The 19,708-nt window shown below is 58.8% G+C and carries 8 protein-coding genes and 3 pseudogenes; 5 read left to right on the forward strand and 6 right to left on the reverse strand.

From position 1 onward, the window contains the following. Positions 1–660 precede the first annotated feature (660 nt). Positions 661–1,702 (reverse strand): annotated as a pseudogene (locus AC4FWB_RS32885) (IS110 family RNA-guided transposase). A 73-nt stretch (positions 1,703–1,775) separates the two neighbouring features. On the opposite strand from AC4FWB_RS32885, the pseudogene AC4FWB_RS32890 reads away from it, so the two are divergent. Further along, a pseudogene (locus AC4FWB_RS32890) lies at positions 1,776–2,720 on the forward strand (IS481 family transposase). Positions 2,721–2,946: 226 nt separating this feature from the next. On the opposite strand, the gene AC4FWB_RS32895 reads toward AC4FWB_RS32890, so the two are convergent. The 5 genes from AC4FWB_RS32895 to AC4FWB_RS32915 all read right to left on the reverse strand — a co-directional run bounded on the left by AC4FWB_RS32895 (position 2,947) and on the right by AC4FWB_RS32915 (position 12,976). After that, positions 2,947–3,858, reverse strand: coding sequence for a LysR substrate-binding domain-containing protein (locus AC4FWB_RS32895; protein WP_491030396.1), 912 nt, complete (start codon positions 3,856–3,858; stop codon positions 2,947–2,949). Positions 3,859–5,210: 1,352 nt separating this feature from the next. After that, complete coding sequence (locus AC4FWB_RS32900; protein WP_491030402.1) at positions 5,211–6,875, reverse strand: ABC transporter ATP-binding protein; 1,665 nt, start codon at positions 6,873–6,875, stop codon at positions 5,211–5,213. Between the two features lie 374 nt (positions 6,876–7,249). Then, complete coding sequence (locus AC4FWB_RS32905; RefSeq protein WP_491030397.1) at positions 7,250–9,280, reverse strand: acetate--CoA ligase family protein; 2,031 nt, start codon at positions 9,278–9,280, stop codon at positions 7,250–7,252. Positions 9,281–9,627: 347 nt separating this feature from the next. After that, positions 9,628–10,752, reverse strand: coding sequence for a mandelate racemase/muconate lactonizing enzyme family protein (locus AC4FWB_RS32910; RefSeq protein WP_491030398.1), 1,125 nt, complete (start codon positions 10,750–10,752; stop codon positions 9,628–9,630). 811 nt (positions 10,753–11,563) lie between these two features. After that, positions 11,564–12,976 carry a helix-turn-helix domain-containing protein gene (locus AC4FWB_RS32915; RefSeq protein ID WP_491030399.1) on the reverse strand — a complete coding sequence of 471 codons (1,413 nt, stop codon included), beginning with the start codon at positions 12,974–12,976 and terminating at the stop codon, positions 11,564–11,566. A gap of 218 nt (positions 12,977–13,194) precedes the next feature. On the opposite strand from AC4FWB_RS32915, the gene AC4FWB_RS32920 reads away from it, so the two are divergent. The 4 genes and pseudogenes from AC4FWB_RS32920 to AC4FWB_RS32935 all read left to right on the forward strand — a co-directional run. After that, positions 13,195–14,727: an acyl-CoA carboxylase subunit beta gene (locus AC4FWB_RS32920; RefSeq protein ID WP_491030400.1), complete on the forward strand. Its 1,533-nt coding sequence runs from the start codon at positions 13,195–13,197 to the stop codon at positions 14,725–14,727. Between the two features lie 12 nt (positions 14,728–14,739). After that, positions 14,740–16,743, forward strand: coding sequence for an acetyl-CoA carboxylase biotin carboxylase subunit (locus tag AC4FWB_RS32925; protein WP_491030401.1), 2,004 nt, complete (start codon positions 14,740–14,742; stop codon positions 16,741–16,743). Beyond that, positions 16,743–18,881: a methylmalonyl-CoA mutase gene (gene scpA, locus AC4FWB_RS32930; RefSeq protein WP_491030403.1), complete on the forward strand. Its 2,139-nt coding sequence runs from the start codon at positions 16,743–16,745 to the stop codon at positions 18,879–18,881. The genes AC4FWB_RS32925 and scpA overlap by 1 nt, the downstream gene beginning before the upstream one ends. 251 nt (positions 18,882–19,132) lie before the next feature. Continuing rightward, positions 19,133–19,708: pseudogene (locus AC4FWB_RS32935) on the forward strand (radical SAM protein); the annotation flags it as partial.

Raw genomic sequence — 19,708 nt, forward strand, 5'->3', positions numbered from 1 at the left:
ACCCTGAAAACGGGCCGCCGCCGCTGGACGGAAACTCCGGTCGGGCTACGCCCTCCCTACGTTCCCGCCCAGCGGCGTTCTCATCCTGATTGACGCTGCACTCTCACCTTGATCGCCGCGCCGCATTTTGCGGCATGGACGATCAGGACTGAAGTCCTTGTCTGCGCTCCAGGGAGTGGATGTTTGCCGCCCCCCGCTGTTGCAACGTTGCCTAGCTTATTGTAGCGCGGCTTCGCCGGCCTACCGGCTATCTGCGACCGTGTTGCAGGTAACGACGCCTAGATGTTTGATCCCAGGCTTGGATGGAGCATCCTAGTCCTCCGAATCGAAGGAGGCACTATGGACCAGGTTCTTCACGGGGAGCGCCACGACGACAGAGGCGGTCCGTCGAGCGATACAGCATAGTCATGTCTGGACGGCGCCCGCTGATCAAGGGTTGTTTTCGGCAATGGAACGATCGCGGAATGCGGTCATGTCTCCGGCCTGTTGCTGCGATACATTGACCGCTGGCCCTGATGGTGTCCGCCGGTCCGTTGGCCTGATCAAGAGAACGAGCTCGAAGCTCCGACTATGTTGCAGGCTTTCAGGATCTGTCCTTGTCTGTTCCCATCACGTCGCTGTCACCCTTGATTTAGGTTCCGGCTTCAGCCGCTGCTTCTGTTACGCCGGTGTGCTGACATAGTGTGCCTCGTCGCGCATCAGCGCGAACGCAATGCGGGCAAGCTTGTTGGCGGTCGCCACGGCAGCGAGCTTGAAGGGCTTGGTCTCCATCAGATGATCGGCCCATTTTCTCAGAGCGTCGCTGCAGCGTTTGCGATGGAAGAGAACCGCGTGCGCGCCGACGACGAGCAGCTTGCGCAGATAACGATTGCCCATCTTGGAGACGCGCCCCAGCCGTTCCTTGCCGCCGGATGAACTCTGCCGCGGGGTGAGCCCGAGGAAGGCAGCAAACTCACGCGGGCCCGAGAACGCGGAGATGTCCTGTATGCTTGCGGCAAGCGCGGAGGCTGTGACGGGACCGATGCCAGGAACGCTCATCAGACGGCGTGCCGTCTCATCGGCTTTGGCGAGAGCCAGAATGGCCCGATCACTTTGCGCGATCTCCTGATCGAGTTCATTCAGCCGACGCATCACAGGCAACAGCGCCGAGCGCACGATGGCCGGGATCATCTCGTTGCCTTCCGCGATGAGAACCGCCAAAGCCCGGGCGTTGTTGGGCCCCTGCGCGGCGATGATTCCGATCTCGGCCAGATGACTGCGCAGCGCGTTAAGAATCTGCGTGCGCTGTGCCACCAGAAGTTCGCGCACCTTGTGATGCATGAGTGCAGCCTGGTTCTCGATAGACCGCACGGGTACAAAACGCATGGAGGGCCGCGTCACCGCCTCGCAGATGGCCGCTGCATCCGCGGCGTCATTCTTTTGGCGACGGACATAGGCCTTCACGTAGGCTGGTGGCATCAGACGCACATCATGGCCAAGGCTCATCAACTGGCGAGCCCAATGATGGGCCGAACCGCATGCCTCCATGCCCACAAGGCACGACGGCAGACGTTCGAAAAATGCCAGCACATCTTTGCGCCGCAGCGCCCCGGGTGACGACGACGCGGCCGGCGGCGTCGACGGCGTGGACCTGGAAGACATGCTTGGCCAGATCGAGGCCGATGGTGGCGACAGCATCGAGATCGGTGGTAGTCTTTTCCATGGACGGTGCTCCTTCAGATGAGTGCTAGACAGCAGCCATCTTGGCACGCCTCTCACGAGGATGATGCCGTTTCGTGCGGCGTCCACCCCATCAAGAGAGCCTGAGGGCGCTGGCCAAGCGCTACGGGATCAACCAGAAGACGGACCGCAAATGGAAGAACCGGACCTCGGTCGCTGATCTGCCGACCGGACCGAAGGAACCGCGATCGACGGTGCTCTCGGTCGAGGAGGAGGCGCCCATTGTCGCCTTCCGCCGCTATACGCTGCTGCCACTCGATGACTGCCTTTATGCCTTGCAGCCGACCATTCCACACCTGACGCGGTCTTCATTGCATTGCTGCCTGCAGCGCCACGGCATCAGCCGCCTGCCGGATGTCGAAGGCGACAGGCCAGCGAAGAAGAAGTTCAAGAGCTACCCGATCGGCTACTTCCACATCGACGTTGCCGAGGTGCGCACTGAACAGGGCAAGTTGCACATGTTCGTCGCTATCGATCGCTCCTCGAAGTTCGCCTTTGTCGAACTGCACGAGAAGGCCCGTATCGAGAGACTTCCTGCTGCGCCTGATCGCGGCCGTCCCCTACAAGATCCACACCGTGCTCACCGACAACGGCATCCAGGTCACCACACCCGGCGCCGGAGGATCGGCAGTGCCCGCTGATCAAGGAGGCGATCGCCAACGGCGAACGCTTCTGAGCGCATGCCTTCGAATACGCGTGTGCCACGAACGATATCGAGCACCGCACGACCAAGGCGGGGCATCCGTGGACCAACGGTCAGGTCGAAAGAATGAACCGAACCATCAAGGACGCCACGGTCAAGCGCTTCCACTACGAGAGCCACGACCAACTCCGTCGGCATCTCGCCGACTTCGTTGCCGCCTACAACTTCGGCCGCAGGCTCAAGACCCTCACAGGCCAAAGGCCTCACGCCCTAGGAGTTCATCTGCAAGATGTGAGCGTCGTAACCGAAACGCTTCAAACTCAATCCGTTCCAGCAAATGCCGGGACTAAACATCTAGCGTGCAGACGAGTCGCGTTAGTGGCTGCCGCGACGGGCAGAGGGTAAGGCCCGCTCAACGGGACCTGATCGCAGACTTGGCACGCGTGGCAGGAGAGCCATTGGTGCAGATGTTCAGGGAAACCGTCCCCCGAGTAAATTCCATTCCAGAGCCATGACGGCAACGGAGCCCCTCTCTCTCTGGGTCTTTGGAACATTCAAAGGCGCGCCGCGCCGCGAGCCAAAGATCAGGAAGCCTGCTCCTCGGCCGCCAAATCCCGCAACCATTCCCGCAGCAGTTCGGCCGCCGGCGATAGCGTCCGGTTATCGTTCCACGTTAAATACCAACTTCCTGGTGCAGGCAGTTCGAGGTCGGTAATCCTTACGAGCTTGCCCTCTTCCATCAGCGGCCGCACCAGTCGATGCCAGCCCACGGCGACGCCCTGATCAGCCTGGGCGGCCTGCAAAGTCACGAAGAATTTGCTGAACCTGCGGCCGCGAAGAGCTCCATGTCGAATACCTGCGCGGCGGAAGACCTCATCCCACCCCGTCCATCCAGCATGGACCCAGTCGTCGTGGAGGAGCGGGAGCTCGAGAAGCGACTCAGGAGTAGCATTCCGGTGCTGTTGGGCGAAGCCATGGCCGCAGATCGGGTAGATCAGGTCGTCGAACAGAAATTCGGCCGTCTCGTCGGGCCAAGCGCCAAAGCCGTGGCGAATTCGTAAGTCGACTTCAGAGCGCCGGAAGTCGCGGTAATTGTCGGAAATAAGATGCTCGACGGTAACGTCACCGTGGTTGGCCCAGAAGCGCGGCATGCGAGGGATCAGCCACGCCGATGCGAAGGTATAAGTGCAGGCAATCGTGACATTCCTGGAACGATCGCCGCGCTTGAGGCTCCTTGCGACATGAGACGCCTGGGAAAAACTGGTTGCTAGTACCGTGTAGAGGTCTTCGCCGGCGCTGGTGAGCGCGACGCTACTTCCAAGCCTCACAAAAAGAGCAACCCCGAGCTCGTCCTCGAGGGCTTTGATCTGTCGGCTCACCGCGCTCGGCGTGACATTAAGCTCGGACGCCGCAAACTTGAATGACAGATGTCGCGCCGAGGCCTCGAATACGGCCAGAGCAGTCAAGGATGGAAGATCATAGTAGCGACGCACCATCGAGCACTCCAACCGCACAGACCGTGGCCGTCCAAGGCAGCTCTTTAGTCAACACCGGGACGAGACTTTTGCATTAGGTCAAACTTGCCGGCAAAGCAATGATCGTTATGAGCGCGTTCGGGTCCCGCTACCCCAGCCATATTGGCATGACTACCGAATCGAGAGTTCGCGGTGAGTTGGGCGAGAAACGGCGGACTATCCGAACCTTGCCGCGACTCGGTGCTGCCGGCCTCAAGCGCGGGTTGCTTGTTGTCGAACCGATGTACGATAAGCAGGTCGAGCGGGTCTGCCAAGCATCACTGGCATCCTAGAAGAGGTGGTTGGTGTTTCGGGAATCCTTTTGCCGGAGGACCGGGAAAGAGCCGATGAACGAGTTCATCTCGACCGCGGCTTGGCGATAGACCTTATCAAACGACGTCGCCGAGGGTCGAGTACTTCACCCCGTGATCAGCATTCACGCCTCTGTTGCACGCCTTCCTGATGGCGCACGTCTGCGCCAGCCGGACTGACCTCCTGCAGAAATCGGCGTGAGAGCAGCTTGTGGCTTTCCACCGTCGAGGCGGCGAGCCCGCGAGCCCTCTCTCATTCGTGAGATAAGCCGCGAGCACATCAACAAACTGCTCGTGCTCCGTGCGCTCAATCGGAAGGGCGGTTGGTATCAAACCTTCTTGCCGTAACGCGGCAACCAAGCGCCAGAGCGCCGATTGGTCGCCCGAATCGATGCTCCAATGTCTGGAACGGTGCGCAAGAGACCGCTCGACATAATCTTCGCTCAAATCCTGGAGATCGTGTCCGTTGCCGAGATGCTAGTCTCTCAGCTCACGAAATAGGCTTGGCGATCCACGAAGCACGCGAGCAGTCTCCTATCTCGATTGCCGTCCATGAGAGCTTCGACTCATAACGGAATTTGCTTGCCTGTCGTTGGAGGTCACGGACGTCCCTACCGTATCGTGGACAACAGCAGCGCCGCTTGGAACTTGAAACTCGCAGTTGCCTCGGAGCTAGCGATCGCTCTGCTGTGCCGCACCAATATCCCTGACGCGGTCGAGAGCTAACCGCGGCCGAGGATTTATGGCAATCATTTCTTCCCGCTTAAGAGCGTACGCGCGCAAAAACGTCTATAAGGTAGTCGGTGCTATAGCTAAAACTGTCTGAGGAGCGTGCAAGACACTGGCGCGCACTTGATTCTGGACTGACGTAATAGGCTTGGAATTGTACAGCCAGCGGAAGCCGGAATTGCGATCGTGCTGTCGCTCGATCAACAGTTGGATCATATTGCAGGCATCACTATTTTTAGCGCCTGCAGGCGCTCTTTCCCATGATGCCTGAAAAGAGCATATCCCGCTTTGAGGTCAATTTCCGGCGCTCTCCATGCGCCGAGAACTGATGGCCCTGTCTAACCATCCTACCTCCATCTCTGGACTGGAAGACAGAAGAAGATCTGTATAAGGGTCGTACGGCGGGGTAAGGACTTGGCTGCTGGGTCCGTAGCGCACCACCCGTCCTTGGTACATCACCGATATCGAATCGGCGATCGACTTAACTGTTGCGAGGTCATGTGTAATGAAAAGATAAGCTACCGCTTCTACGGTCTGCAACTGGAGCAACAGCTTCAATATGCCCTCGGCGACTAAAGGATCCAGGGCCGATGTAACCTCATCACAGATGATCATCCTGGGTTGCGCAGCCAAGGCCCGGGCAATGCAGACGCGCTGCTTTTGCCCGCCCGACAGTTCTGCCGGATATCTGTCTACGAAACTCGAACCTATTTCGATCTTGTCAAGCAGTTCTGTCACTCGCCTGTTGCGCTCGCTGCCGCTGATCCCGAAAAAGAATTCGAGGGGTCGCCCGATAATAGTCCCTACGGTTTGGCGGGGGTTCAAGGCGATATCGGCCATCTGATGGATCATTTGTATCTGGCGTAGATCCTCTTTGGACCTTTCAGCTAAGCCGCGGGAAAGCTCTCTGCCCTGGAACTGAATACTGCCGGCGAGAGGAGGCAGCAGTCCGGTGATCACGCGTCCCAGCGTAGATTTGCCGGAGCCCGATTCGCCGACGACGGCGAGAGTTTGACCGGGATGCAGCTCAATGGACACATCGCGCAAAACCTTGATCACTCCGCCGCCGTAACCGGCCGTCACGCCCCTGACTGTTAACATAGGCGCAAGGTTAGGCTGTTTCTCAGCATGAACAATGTGATGTACTGAAACGAGATCGCGCGTGTACTGCTCGCCTGGTTCGTTGATGATTTGCTGCGTTGTCCCCCGCTCTACAAGCTTGCCGTGGCGCAGCACCATTATCTCATCCGCAACCTGGGCGACTATGGCTAGGTCATGGGTAATGTAGAGCGCGGCAACGTCCTCGTCTCGGATTGCATCTCGAATAGCGGCCAGCACATCGATTTGTGTGGTGACGTCGAGCGCGGTGGTGGGCTCGTCAAAGACGATAAGATCAGGATCTGAGCACAGCGCCATAGCCGTCATGATGCGCTGCAATTGACCACCTGATACCTCATGTGGGAAACGTTTGCCGATATTCTCGGGATCAGGAAGGCTGAGTCTCCCGAAAAGTGAAATGGCCCGCTCTTCGGCCTCGGCCCGCTTCACTTTACCGTGCAGCAGTGCCGCCTCCACTACCTGGTCCATCAACCGTAGTGCCGGGTTGAATGCGGCGGCTGCCGACTGTGCAACATAGCAAATTTCGCGGCCGCGAAGGTCGCGCATACCTCTGATCCCGCCCTTCAGTATGTTACGACCGTTAAGGATGACCTGGCCCTTGGTGATTTTGACACCGCCCCTGCCGTATCCCATGCTAGCTAGGCCAATGGTTGACTTGCCGGCGCCCGATTCGCCGATCAACCCCAAAACCCTGCCACGCTGCAGGGTCAGCGAAACGTCATCAACGAGAACCGTGTTCTTGGGGCTCTCGCCCGGCGGGTAGACTGTCGCCTCAATCCGCAGATTACGCATTTCGAGCAAAAGGTCTGGCCTCTCGGCTCGGCTGGACTGCTTGGGCATGAACAGAATCTCATCACGGTGGTTTTCCAACAGTTTGTCCTCATTTGACATTCGCCCGTCCCGATACGTTGATTGCGCCTCTTTCGGCTCTTGACATGACTGTGCAGAAAGCGAACCGTGGAGCTGCCTAAAAAATGCGACCCTCTGTTTCCTACGACGCGCATTGCGCTGTCTGCTCGAGCGACTTAATGATCTGCAATTTGCCGACGAGCGAACGTTGACCCCTATCCTAGCAATCAGCATCTCTATCGCAGGCCCTGGCCTCGGCTGCTGTTGACAGAAACGGGAGCGCCCTCGGCGCTCACCATATCGACGAGCTTACAATTCCAAAGGCCACCATAATGCTGAACATCTTCAGGTAGAATTCCAAGAGATCAGTGTCGATCGGCTGCGAGACGCATCACTGCATCGGCGGCAATCGCTCCATGGCCTTCTGAGCGCACCATGAGCGGATTAATTTCGGCTTCGATAAAGCTGTCTCTGTTCGCGAACGCGAACTGGGCGAAATTCTGAATGGCGTCAATTGCGCCCTCAACATCGCCCTTGGGCTGGCCGCGCCAACCGTTCAGCAGCGGGAAGAGCTTCAGGCTACGAATTGCCTTGGCAATCGACCTGCGCGAAGTCGGCAAAAGAACCGTAGCAGTATCGCGAAAAAGTTCGACTTCTGTGCCACCGATCCCAATCGTAAGGGCGAGGCCGACGGGGTCCACTCTGCGGATGCCAACGAAGAGTTCCCCGATGACATCTGTCACCATCTCTTCTATCAGGAACTGTCGAATAGAAAGCTCCGGCACATTTAGTCTCACGTTCTCAGCAATCTGGCGCACGGTTCGCCACGTGTCGTCGGGTGTAGCCAAGCGCAATGCAACCGCTCCCAGTTCGCTTTTATGCAAGAGTTCCGCGCTAAGTGCTTTGACAACGACCGGAAATACCAGCTGATTCAGATCGACGCTTTCATCTGGCCCGACCACGAGGCCACGGGGGACAGAAATGCCAGCTTTGGCTAACTCCGACTTGGCAGCAGCTTCATCCAGACTGATCCCCTCCCCGACATGCCTTGTGCATGCAGGCAGGACAATTTCCTCGTCTGGTAGCCGAGCAAGGTCGCTTGCCAGTTCCGAAAACCGCGCGGCATTCGCAACAGCACGCAATCCGTCCTCGATTCCGCTCAAGGGCGCCACACCAACAGCCAACATTTGCTCTCGGGCGGCACTGGGTAAGGGCTGGGGCAAGGTGTTGATGAAGGCAGCAGGGATACGTCGTTCAGATGCCGCCCGCGCGAACGCCCTGGTTGTTGTCATCCAGCTTTCCGGATCCGAGCCACCGACAGGCGGAAAACACATTACCTGCACAGCCAGATCCGGTTCGTCCGAGAGGTAAGCTCTGTAGAGGCTGAGTTGCAGGTCGAACTCTGCGCCGTGAGCGGAAGAGATGTCGAGCGGATTGGCCGGATGAACGAAAGGCGGCAAGTGTTTTTTCAATTCCGTCGCCGCTTCCAATGACGGGGCAATCAGTGCAAGGCCGTTTGCCTCAGCGATGTCGGAGCCGAGTACCGCATATGAACCGGAACTGGTCGCGAATGCGGTCCGCCGGCCTTTCGCGCGTGGCGTACACAACAACATCTTCAATGTTTCTAGAGCCTCGGTCGGCGTTCGCACTTCCACGAATCCGAGCCGGCCGAACAATGCTGACGCCACAATTTCGTCACCCGCAAGTGAGGCAGTGTGCGATTGGCTGGCTCGGCGGCCTGCGGCTGTACGGCCGCCTTTGACGACGACAACAGGAATACTCTTCCGTGCGGCCTTCAAGCCGGCAGTGGCAAGCGCAGCCACGTCAGCGATGCCCTCCAGATAGAGATTGATCGCGCGCACACGATCGTCATCAAGAACGACATCCATGATGTCGGCGACATTGACCATTGCTTGATTGCCCAGCCCGACCGAATAAGCTAAAGGCAGCGCCCGGTCAGAACAGCCCATGTCAGCAAGATAAGCACCGCCGTTGCTCACGACGGCAACGCCACCGCTCGTGTCATGGTTACCGAAATGATCCATCATGAAGACGGATCGATCTACAAAGTTGGCCACTCCTGGGCAGTTCGGACCGATCAATGGCATGTGGCCTGCGGCTTCCACAAGATCGAGTTGGGATTGTTCGCCACCTTGCATCTCGGAGAAGCCTGAACTGTTACAAACTGTGCCCGCCACCCCGTATTGTGACAGCTCACGGACGAGCTCGATCACATTTTCTCGGGGCACCGCGACATACGCCATGTCTGGCGTGTCCGGTAGGCTGGCTACGCTCGGTGCGCATCGAATGCCAGCCAATTCGCTACGGCGCGGATTGACTATGTGGATACGACCACTGAACCCAAAAGAACGGCAATACTCAATTGCAGGAACCATTGAAGCCCCCCCTAGGAATACGGCGCTTCGCGGGGTCAACATGCGCTTGAGTCGATCGCTTCGGCTATTCTGCATTGCCTGGTGGTGTCCCAATCGAAAACTCCCGACGGTGACGAAAATTGTTAGATCCCAAGGTGGCTTGAATCCGAATTGAAGCCATTTGGCCGATGGCTTTTGCGCAACTGTCAACCGGCAGCTCGTATTAGCGTCGTTGCCGCGCTTGGGCGCTTTGCGGGGCATGATCGCGGCTGCACTTTCCCTAACGCACGGCGATTAGGCTTGCCGATACTCGTGTGCCTTTTTTTCGGGTCCAGCGTTGCGGTATTTAGTCCGTCGATCTCGTGCAGTCAATTAGGCGGCGCTTCTATGACAAGTACCGGGTCTTTTAGAATTGCCTCATCTATCTCGACGCCCAAGCCCGGGCCGCAATCAACCGGAAGCCGTATTTCACCGGAGATCACCGGCAATGGGTTCTTCACGAGAGGTAATTTATCGCTGACATAGTCGAACTGTCCAAATAGTAGATTGCGCGGCAAAGTGTGCGCCATGTGAGTGAGACAGGCCATAAGAAGTCCGGTGCCCCAAAAATCCTCGATACGGATGGGGACGCCAAGTATCTTCGCCAGCCCCATCACCTGGCGCGTTGCCTCGATTCCACCGATACAGGACGTTTTTAACGAAGCAACATCAAGAATGTCGTCTTGGACCGCCTGGAGAAAACGACGTGGGCCATCGATCACTTCGTCTAGCATGATCGGAATACCGGTTCGCTTGGCGACAGTTCGACATTCCTCGTAGCTCTCGCATGGATTTTCGATCATGGGGGAAAGATGCCGGATAGCCGAGATAATGCGGATTGCGTCATCGAGAAGCCAACTACGATTGGGATCGTACCAGACTCGTTCATGAGGCAACGCCATCTCCTCAATAGTTCGGATCGTCGCAATGTCGTCGTGCGCTTCGCCAGCTCCCACCTTGATCTGAAACCGCGCATAACCCTTCGCCCTCTCAGCTTCGAAAGAGGCCAGCGTTTGCTCGCGTGTGCCAATGCGTACAACAGTCAAAAGCGGTACGCTTTCAGATGCTCGTCCGCCCCAAAGATCTACAAGTGAAATGCCGTTCGCCTTGGCCGCCAAATCCCAGAGCGCCATTTCCAGGCCGGTTTTCGCATTTCCGTTCCCGCGGAGTGCCGCAGAGATGTCGAGGAGGATCGCCGCGACTTGGCGCGGATCGCGGCCCAGCACGACAGGCGAGACATGTAGGATGCCCGCGCGCGCGCCGGCAGAAAGTTGCGGAAGATAGTATGGTGGCGCCGACACGACCTCACCCCAACCTACCAGACCGCTGTCGGTCTCGATCTTAACGACCAAGTTTTCCAAGGCGGGATCAATGGACTGGGTCGCAACATACCGAGTCAGATCCATGCCAACGTCCGACGGCATTGAGTAAAGCACTATTCGCTCGATGCGCATTCAAGCTCCTCTCTCTCTTTCTCTTATCGGTCAGCGATAGCACCACCGGTTGCGAGTAGGTACGTGCAAAAATGTAATTTCCCTGATGATCTTTTCGGCGGCCTCGCCCCCCGCGCTGGAATCCGCGTCAAAGATCGTAACACGGGCGCGCGCAGGGTTCCCTATTTAAGGCCCCCCGCTGCGCGCCGCTCAAAATTTGCAGTGGCGCAGCATCATAATCTTGTCCGTGTCCTGCGCCACCAGGGGGATATGTAGGTGATGCAAAGCGCCGCCACGCCGGTCTCGCGCCGGGGCCACCTCGGAGCGCAGTGAGCACATCATGCATGGTGACATCGAGCGCGGAGTTCGCCGAAAACGAAAGTCCTAACAGGGCGCCACAGCTGTCGGCGTGCTGCAGCTCACCTCCCGAGACTTGTGGAAAGGTTGTGGCGTTTCGATCGGCAAACCCAGGCTCCTTCAACGAGGCTATGCCCGTTTCTCAGGTTCCCCGCGTAGTCGTGCCGTGCAGAAGCGCGGCGCTCGCCATCGGCCGATGCAGGATTGAACCCGACGGCGGTCGACTGCCCCAGTGTATGTCGGAACCGGTGAGGGCGAAATCCCCACCCGCATTCATGGCCGTTCCGGCTATGACCCAAGCTGGATAAAGTCACAATCTGCCTGCCGGCGATTCGTTGATCAGCTCGAAACCTTGCTGCAATGTGGGTTTTGTTCTAACTAAGATGAGGGACGAATTACGTTATCTGGGGCCGAATTGATTTGGATTTATCACAGGCGGCCGGCTGTCCACCATTCAAGCCAAGTCACGACCCAGTCAACAGATAACATACGGCAATTCCTCACGTCGGTCGTGGTCGATCATGATCGTGCTCTTGAGCGGCGGAATGGCGCGTTGAATGCAATCCATGCGCGCACAAATGCGGCATGAAACGCCGATAGGCTCGAACGCTGAGCCGTTGGCAAAATCCAGCCGGTCTGCGTAAACGAAATCCCCCGCATCGGAAATCTCGCATCCGAGCGCAATCGCATAGCGTCGACGAGGAGAGCTAAATCCACCGTCCGTCTTGGTGATTTCTGTGGCGATACTGAGATAACGCACACCGTCTGGCGTCTCCGCCAACTGGCAAATCATGCGTCCTGGGGTCTCGAACGCCTGATGAGCGTTCCACAACGGGCAAGCTGCCCCGTAGCGAGCGAACTGCAACTTCGCGGCGCTGTGCCGCTTGGTGATATTGCCAGCTCGGTCGATGCGCGCGAAGAAGACCGGAACGCCCTTCATCCACGGCCTTTGCAACGTCGAAAGACGATGTGCCACCTGCTCAAGGCTGGCGCCGAAGCGCACTGCGAGCAGGTGAAGGTCGTGCCGGAGTTCTTTTGCCGTGGCCAGAAAGGGACGGTATGGCAACATAAGCGCGCCGGCAAAATAATTCTGAAGGCCGATCCTGCTTATCTCTGCCGCTTCGGAGGTACGGAAGCGTGCTCTCTCGATAATCGCGTCGATTTCCGCCCGGTGCTCCAACGCGCCGATCTGAAATGCCATCTGAAAACTGCGCGTGGGCGCAGGTGAGTACGAGTTCAAGTACAGCACACGCGCGGAAGCGTCGAAGCGCCTGATTACCCGCTCGCCGTTGCCAGCACGCGCAATGCGCACGTGGTGATGCTGTTCCAAATGATCTGCCAACGCCGTACCGATATCTCGATCCGGCACGCCCAGGGCTTTCGCCAGATGCTCGGCCGCCCGGTCAAGCTCATCGATGTAGTTGTCGACAAAATGAAAGAAGTCCCGCACTTCCTCGTAGGGTGTCGGCTCGGCAAAAGCATTGGTTCGGATCAGCTGGTCGTCGAAGCTCGCAAGCTGCTCGCTATTTCTGCGATATGCCTGATGACAGGTGATCAGTGCATGAGCGAAAGACGGGGCGTTTTGGGCAACGAGTTTTAGTTCCTGAAATCCGGCCGAAATACTGTTGAACACGGGGTCAGCAAGTGCCTCGCTCAGTGCCGAGAGCAACCGGTCGGCCTCACCGCCGCCGATCGACGCGATATCAACTTGGAATTTCTCTGCCAGCGCAAGAAGCACTGCTGCTGACACGGGTCGCTGGTTATTTTCTATCTGGTTCAGGTAGCTGGTCGAAATCCCCAGCCGCTCAGCGAATGTCGCCTGAGTGGCCTTGCTGGCCTCCCGTAGTTCGCGGACGCGGCGCCCAACGAAAAGCTTATTGTTAGCCATTTGCAAATTCGCATTTTGCTGTTCGCAATTCCATACATTTCGCAACCGCACCCGGTCAATCCTTTTCCTTTCATTGCCGACGAACTAATGCGGAGTTCATTTCTGCGGGAGGCGTTCGTGCGATTGTCCAGAGCAAGGCCGAGTTCAATACAAAGCTGGGTTACCGCGATGCAGTCGTCGGTGGCTTGGCACCTATTCGAAGGAAAGGCAGGACGCTGATGCGAGGCGTTCTCGAACAACTCGAGGTCCGTCGTGCGCAGGCCCGCATGGGCGGAGGGCAGAAGCGTGTCGATGCCCAGCACGCCAAAGGCAAGCTGACCGCCCGCGAGCGTCTCGTGGTGCTTCTCGATGAAGGCTCCTTCGAAGAATACGACATGTATGTCACGCATCGTGCGACAGACTTCGGCATGACTGCCCAGAAGGTTGCCGGAGATGGTGTGGTTACAGGCTGGGGTACGATCAACGGCAGACTCGTTTATGTCTTCTCACAGGACTTCACGGTGCTTGGCGGGTCGCTGTCGGAAACACACGCTCAAAAGATCTGCAAGATCATGGATATGGCAGTGCGCAACGGGGCGCCGGTGATCGGTCTCAACGATTCCGGCGGCGCGCGCATCCAGGAGGGTGTCGCGTCACTTGCCGGCTATGCCGACGTCTTTAAGCGCAATGTCGATGCTTCTGGCGTCATTCCGCAGATTTCGGTGATCATGGGCCCGTGCGCCGGCGGCGCGGTCTATTCGCCGGCCATGACCGACTTCATCTTCATGGTTCGGGATTCCTCCTACATGTTCGTGACTGGCCCCGATGTGGTCAAGACGGTCACAAACGAGGTCGTGACCGCGGAGGAACTTGGCGGCGCCGCAACCCACACGCAAAGATCCTCTGTTGCGGACGGGGCTTTCGAAAACGATGTCGAGGCTCTGGAAGAAGTCCGGCGGCTGTTTGATTTCCTGCCGCTGAACAACCGGGAAAAGCCGCCAGTGCGGCCGTTTTATGACGGTCCCGAGCGGATCGAGTTGCGCCTCGACGCGCTCGTGCCGGAGAGTGCTAACAAGCCTTACGACATGAAGGAGTTGATCCTTGCTGTTGCCGACGAAGCCGACTTCTTCGAGCTTCAGGTCGCCTTTGCCCGGAACATCCTCACCGGGTTTGTGCGCATCGAGGGTAGGACGGTCGGCGTGGTCGCCAACCAGCCGATGGTGCTGGCCGGATGCCTCGACATCGATTCCTCCCGCAAAGCGGCGCGTTTTGTGCGCTTCTGCAACGCCTTCGACGTCCCGATCCTGACACTCGTCGACGTGCCGGGTTTCCTGCCGGGCACCGCGCAGGAATATGGCGGCGTCATCAAGCACGGCGCCAAGTTGCTGTTTGCCTACTCGCAGGCGACCGTGCCGATGGTCACGTTGATCACACGCAAGGCTTATGGCGGCGCCTACGACGTGATGGCCTCGAAACATATCGGCGCGGACATCAACTACGCCTGGCCGACCGCCGAAATCGCGGTGATGGGTGCAAAGGGCGCGGCCGAGATCCTCTACCGGTCCGAACTCGGCAATCCAGAGAGGCTTGCCGCTCATACCAAGGAATACGAGCAGCGTTTCGCCAACCCCTTCATTGCCGCCGAGCGTGGCTTCATCGATGAGGTGATCATGCCGCATTCCTCACGCAAGCGGATCGCGCGTGCGTTCGCTGCTCTGCGCGGCAAGAGCGTCGAGACGCGCTGGAAGAAGCACGACACCATTCCGCTTTGAGTACGCAAAAAGATGTTCAAGAAGATCCTGATTGCCAATCGTGGCGAGATCGCGTGCCGGGTGATCAAAACGGCGCGGAGGCTTGGTATAGCTACCGTTGCCGTCTATTCCGACGCTGACCGCGACGCCTTGCACGTCCGGCAGGCCGATGAGGCGGTCCATATCGGGCCTGCCGCCTCAGCCCAGTCCTATCTTCGTATTGCGAATATCCTTGATGCCGTCACCACAACGGGGGCCGATGCGGTTCATCCGGGCTACGGTTTCCTATCTGAGAATTCGAATTTCGCCGACGCGCTCAAAGCCAAGAGCATCGCCTTCATCGGGCCCTCGCCCGTCGCCATCGAGGCGATGGGCGACAAGATCACGTCGAAAAGGATCGCGGCATCTGCCGGTGTCTCCACTGTACCTGGCCACATGGGCCTCATCGAGGATGCAAAGGACGCGGTGCGCATCGCCGCGGAGATTGGCTTTCCTGTCATGATCAAGGCATCCGCCGGCGGTGGCGGCAAAGGCATGCGCATTGCCCGGAACGAGATCGAGGCATGCGAAGGATTTCACTCCTCGCAAAACGAGGCCAAGAACGCCTTTGGCGACGACCGTATCTTCATCGAGAAATTCATCACCGAGCCACGCCACATCGAGATTCAGGTGCTCGGCGATCAGTATGGCAATATCGTCTACCTCGGCGAGCGGGAATGCTCGATCCAGCGCCGAAACCAGAAGATCATCGAGGAGGCCCCCTCCCCGTTCATCGGCGAAGCGACTCGACATGCGATGGGCAAGCAGGCCGTCGCCCTGGCCAAGGCAGTCGGCTATCACTCGGCAGGCACCGTTGAATTCATCGTTGATCGCGACCGCAACTTCTACTTCCTCGAGATGAACACCCGGCTTCAGGTCGAGCATCCGGTCACAGAACTTGTGACCGGCATCGATCTGGTCGAGGAAATGATCCGGATTGCGGCCGGCGAGAAGCTGCGCTTTGACCAAGAGGATGTGAGGCTGAACGGCTGGGCGATCGAAAGCCGGCTCTACGCCGAAGATCCGTATCGCAATTTCCTACCCTCGATCGGTCGCCTGACGCGCTACAGGCCGCCAGCCGAAGGTAGGCGCGCGGACAGCTCACTTATTCGCAACGACACCGGTGTGGTCGAGGGCTCGGAAATTTCGACGCACTACGACCCCATGATCGCCAAGCTCTGCGCCTGGGCGCCTGACCGGCTGGGCGCAATCAACGCCATGGGCGCCGCGCTGGATAATTTCGAAGTGGAAGGCATTGGCCACAATCTGCCGTTTCTCTCCGCTGTCCTGGACCATCCCCGGTTTCGCGAGGGGCGGCTGAGCACAGCCTTTATCGCCGAGGAGTTTCCGGACGGATTCGCCGGTGTGATCCCAACCGATGTGGATGAGCGCAAGCTCGCAGCCGTCGCGACATACATCAACTGGACGCTCCAGCATCGTGATGTCCTGATCTCCGGCGCGATGGACAATCATCGTCGAAAAGTCTCCGGCGATTGGATCGTCACACTTGGCAACCATGCCTTTCCGGTCGCCGTGCGCGATCAGCAAGACGGAACCACAGTGTCATTTGATGACGGCTCACTCCTGACCGTTGCAAGCGACTGGGTGCCGGGACGGTCCCTCGCGCATTTTCAAATTGGCGCCGAAAGCACGGCGATCAAAACGTCCCGGTCAGGAACCGGCTACGGACTGCGCTGGCGCGGCATGGATGTTGTCGCCTATGTACGCAGCCCACCTGTCGCCGAACTGGCGCGGTTGATGCCGCAGAAGCTGCCGTCAGATACTTCCAAACTACTGCTTTGCCCGATGCCCGGTATGATCACGGCGATTGCCGTTTCCGAAGGAGAGTCGGTCGAGGCTGGCCAGATTCTTGCAACGGTGGAGGCGATGAAAATGGAGAACGTCCTGCGCGCCGAACGGCGGGCCGTCGTCAAACGGATCGCCGTCTTGGCGGGGGCAAGCCTGGCCGTGGACGAACCCATTCTGGAGTTCGAATGATGGTCGATGCCAAACTCACTGAATGGCTTACTCTTGCCGAGCGGGAGCTAAAGGCATCGCCCGACACCCTCGTCTGGCGCACGCCCGAGGGTATCGACGTCAAGCCGCTCTACACGACCGAAGATCTCGAGCGGGCCTGCCACCTCGGTTCGCTTCCCGGACTGAAGCCCTTCGTCCGCGGGCCGCGCGCTACCATGTATGCGGGCAGGCCGTGGACGATCCGGCAATATGCCGGCTTCTCGACCGCTGAGGAGTCCAACGCCTTCTACCGCAAAGCGCTCGCGGCGGGCCAGCAGGGCGTGTCGGTTGCCTTCGATCTCGCCACGCATCGCGGTTATGACAGCGACCATTCGCGCGTGGTCGGCGATGTCGGCAAGGCGGGTGTGGCCATCGACAGCGTTGAGGACATGAAGGTTCTTTTCGACGGCATTCCGCTCAAGGAAATCTCAGTGTCGATGACGATGAACGGTGCGGTCATGCCGATCCTCGCTTGCTTCATCGTCGCCGGCGAGGAACAGGGTTGCTCGCACGCCGAGCTTTCCGGGACCATCCAGAACGACATCCTGAAGGAGTTCATGGTCCGCAACACCTATATCTACCCACCCGAACCCTCGATGCGGATCGTTGCCGACATCATCGAGTACACCGCGAAGGAGATGCCGAAGTTCAACTCGATCTCCATCTCCGGCTATCACATGCAGGAGGCCGGCGCGACGCTGGTGCAGGAACTCGCCTTCACGCTGGCCGACGGGCGAGAATACGTACGCGCGGCGTTGAAGAAGGGCATCAACATCGACGATTTTGCCGGACGATTGTCGTTTTTCTTCGCTATCGGAATGAATTTCTTCATGGAGACCGCCAAGCTGCGGGCAGCGCGACTTCTGTGGTCGCGTATTATGGAAGAGTTCCAGCCGAAGAAGCCTTCATCGCTGATGCTGCGCACGCATTGCCAGACATCCGGCGTGTCGCTGCAGGAGCAGGATCCCTACAACAACATCGTGCGCACCGCTTATGAGGGGCTCGCCGCCGTGCTCGGTGGCACGCAGTCACTGCACACCAACTCATTCGATGAAGCGATCGCGCTGCCGACCGAGTTTTCGGCGCGTATCGCGCGCAACACCCAGCTTATCCTTCAGCACGAAACAGGCGTCACCAAGGTCGTCGATCCGCTGGCCGGCTCGTATTACGTTGAAAGTCTGACTACTGAGCTTGCTGAGAAGGCGTGGGCGCTCATCGAGGAGATCGAGGCCATCGGCGGAATGACCAAGGCCGTAATCGAGGGCTTGCCGAAGCGCCTGATCGAGACGGCGGCCATCCGCCGACAGGCGGCGGTCGATCGCGGCGACGAGGTGATTGTTGGCGTCAACAAGTATCGACTGGAGAACGAGACCGCAATCGATGTCCTTGAGATAGACAATGCGGCGGTGCGCGAGGCGCAGATCCGCGACATCGGACAGACCAAGCGTCAACGCGATCCCAAGCGCGTCGGCGCAGCCCTTGCCGCGCTTGGCGAGACCGCAGCCAGCGGCAAGGGCAACATTCTCGAAGCGGCCGTCGAAGCGGCGCGCGCTCGCGCGACAGTGGGTGAAATTTCGGACATCTTGCGCCGCGCTTTCGGCGATCACAGGGCCGCTCCCGAGGTAACTACGGACGTCTACGGAGCTGCCTTTCGGGAGGAGCCGGAATACAAGACGTTGCTTTCCCGTGTCGGGGAGGTCGCCGTGTCGCTTGGCAGGAGGCCGAAGCTGATGGTGGCCAAGCTCGGTCAGGATGGCCACGACCGCGGGGCCAAAGTGATCGCATCGGCCTTCGGAGATATCGGTTTCGATGTGGTCGCGGGGCCGCTTTTCCAGACGCCGGAAGAGGCCGCGGCCATGGCGGTGGTCTCTGAGGTTCATGTCATCGGCGCTTCCTCGCTCGCGGCCGGACACAAGACACTGCTGCCGCAACTGATCGAGGCACTGAAAGCAAAAGGTGCGGAAAACATTATCGTCGTATGCGGTGGCGTCGTGCCACGCCAAGACTATCAGTTCCTGATGGAACATGGGGTGGCCGCCATATTCGGCCCTGGAACGCATATCTTGGATGCGGCACGTGCGGTTATCGACCTCCTTGAGGGCCGGCATCGCAATCAATGAACGCCCGGACAATCCGGCGAAGTGCCCATACTGGGAATTGATGTCGTTGTGGTCCGCAACGGTCCTCGAAATTGCTCCAGTTCCTGGCCTTTGATCGCGGCAGCCGACCGCCTGAGCCGAACTCTTTCGGGCCAGCATCAAAATTGCAGCCGTCTAGCACGAATTCGCGATTCGCTAATGGTCTCGACTTGAGGAGTGGAATACCGAGCAGAATGGTAGAGACGGTCTGCTTCGGCATGAGGGGAGAAAAAATGGTAGTGAGTGGATCACAAGTGAGCGCGGAAAGCGCCCGGCCTTTGTGGACCCTGGAGAAGGCTCGGGCCCTTCACGACGCACCTTTCAACAATCTGCTCTTCCTGGCGCATACCGTTCACCGTCAGAATTTCGATCCCAACAAGGTCCAGCTCAGCCGGCTGCTCAGCATCAAGACGGGCGGCTGCCCCGAGGATTGCGGCTATTGCAGTCAGTCGGCGCATCACGAAACCGGCCTGAAGGCCTCGAAGCTGATGGAGGTCAAGCGGGTTATCGCCGAAGCGACCAAGGCGCGCGACCCGGCGCCACCCGCTATTGCATGGGTGCTGCCTGGCGCAACCCCAAGCCGCGCGACATGGATGCGGTGGTCGCCATGGTCGAAGGCGTCAAGGCGCTCGGCATGGAAACCTGCATGACGCTCGGCATGCTCGATCTCGAGCAAGCCGCTCGACTGAAGCAGGCGGGGCTCGACTACTACAACCACAACATCGACACGTCGGAGCGCTATTACAGCGAGGTCATCAGCACGCGCAGCTTTGCCGATCGGCTGGATACGCTGGAGAACGTTCGCCTGT

It is taken from the genome of Mesorhizobium sp. LEGMi-168a (genome assembly GCF_058312955.1).

Excerpts from the sequence above, each read along its gene's own strand:
- scpA (WP_491030403.1), top strand. The coding sequence starts at position 16,743 with ATGGTCGATGCCAAACTCACTGAATGGCTTACTCTTGCCGAGCGGGAG.
- AC4FWB_RS32905 (WP_491030397.1), bottom strand. The coding sequence starts at position 9,280 with ATGGTTCCTGCAATTGAGTATTGCCGTTCTTTTGGGTTCAGTGGTCGT.
- AC4FWB_RS32895 (WP_491030396.1), bottom strand. The coding sequence starts at position 3,858 with ATGGTGCGTCGCTACTATGATCTTCCATCCTTGACTGCTCTGGCCGTA.
- AC4FWB_RS32925 (WP_491030401.1), top strand. The coding sequence starts at position 14,740 with ATGTTCAAGAAGATCCTGATTGCCAATCGTGGCGAGATCGCGTGCCGG.
- AC4FWB_RS32920 (WP_491030400.1), top strand. The coding sequence starts at position 13,195 with ATGCGAGGCGTTCTCGAACAACTCGAGGTCCGTCGTGCGCAGGCCCGC.
- AC4FWB_RS32900 (WP_491030402.1), bottom strand. The coding sequence starts at position 6,875 with ATGCCCAAGCAGTCCAGCCGAGCCGAGAGGCCAGACCTTTTGCTCGAA.
- AC4FWB_RS32915 (WP_491030399.1), bottom strand. The coding sequence starts at position 12,976 with ATGGCTAACAATAAGCTTTTCGTTGGGCGCCGCGTCCGCGAACTACGG.
- AC4FWB_RS32910 (WP_491030398.1), bottom strand. The coding sequence starts at position 10,752 with ATGCGCATCGAGCGAATAGTGCTTTACTCAATGCCGTCGGACGTTGGC.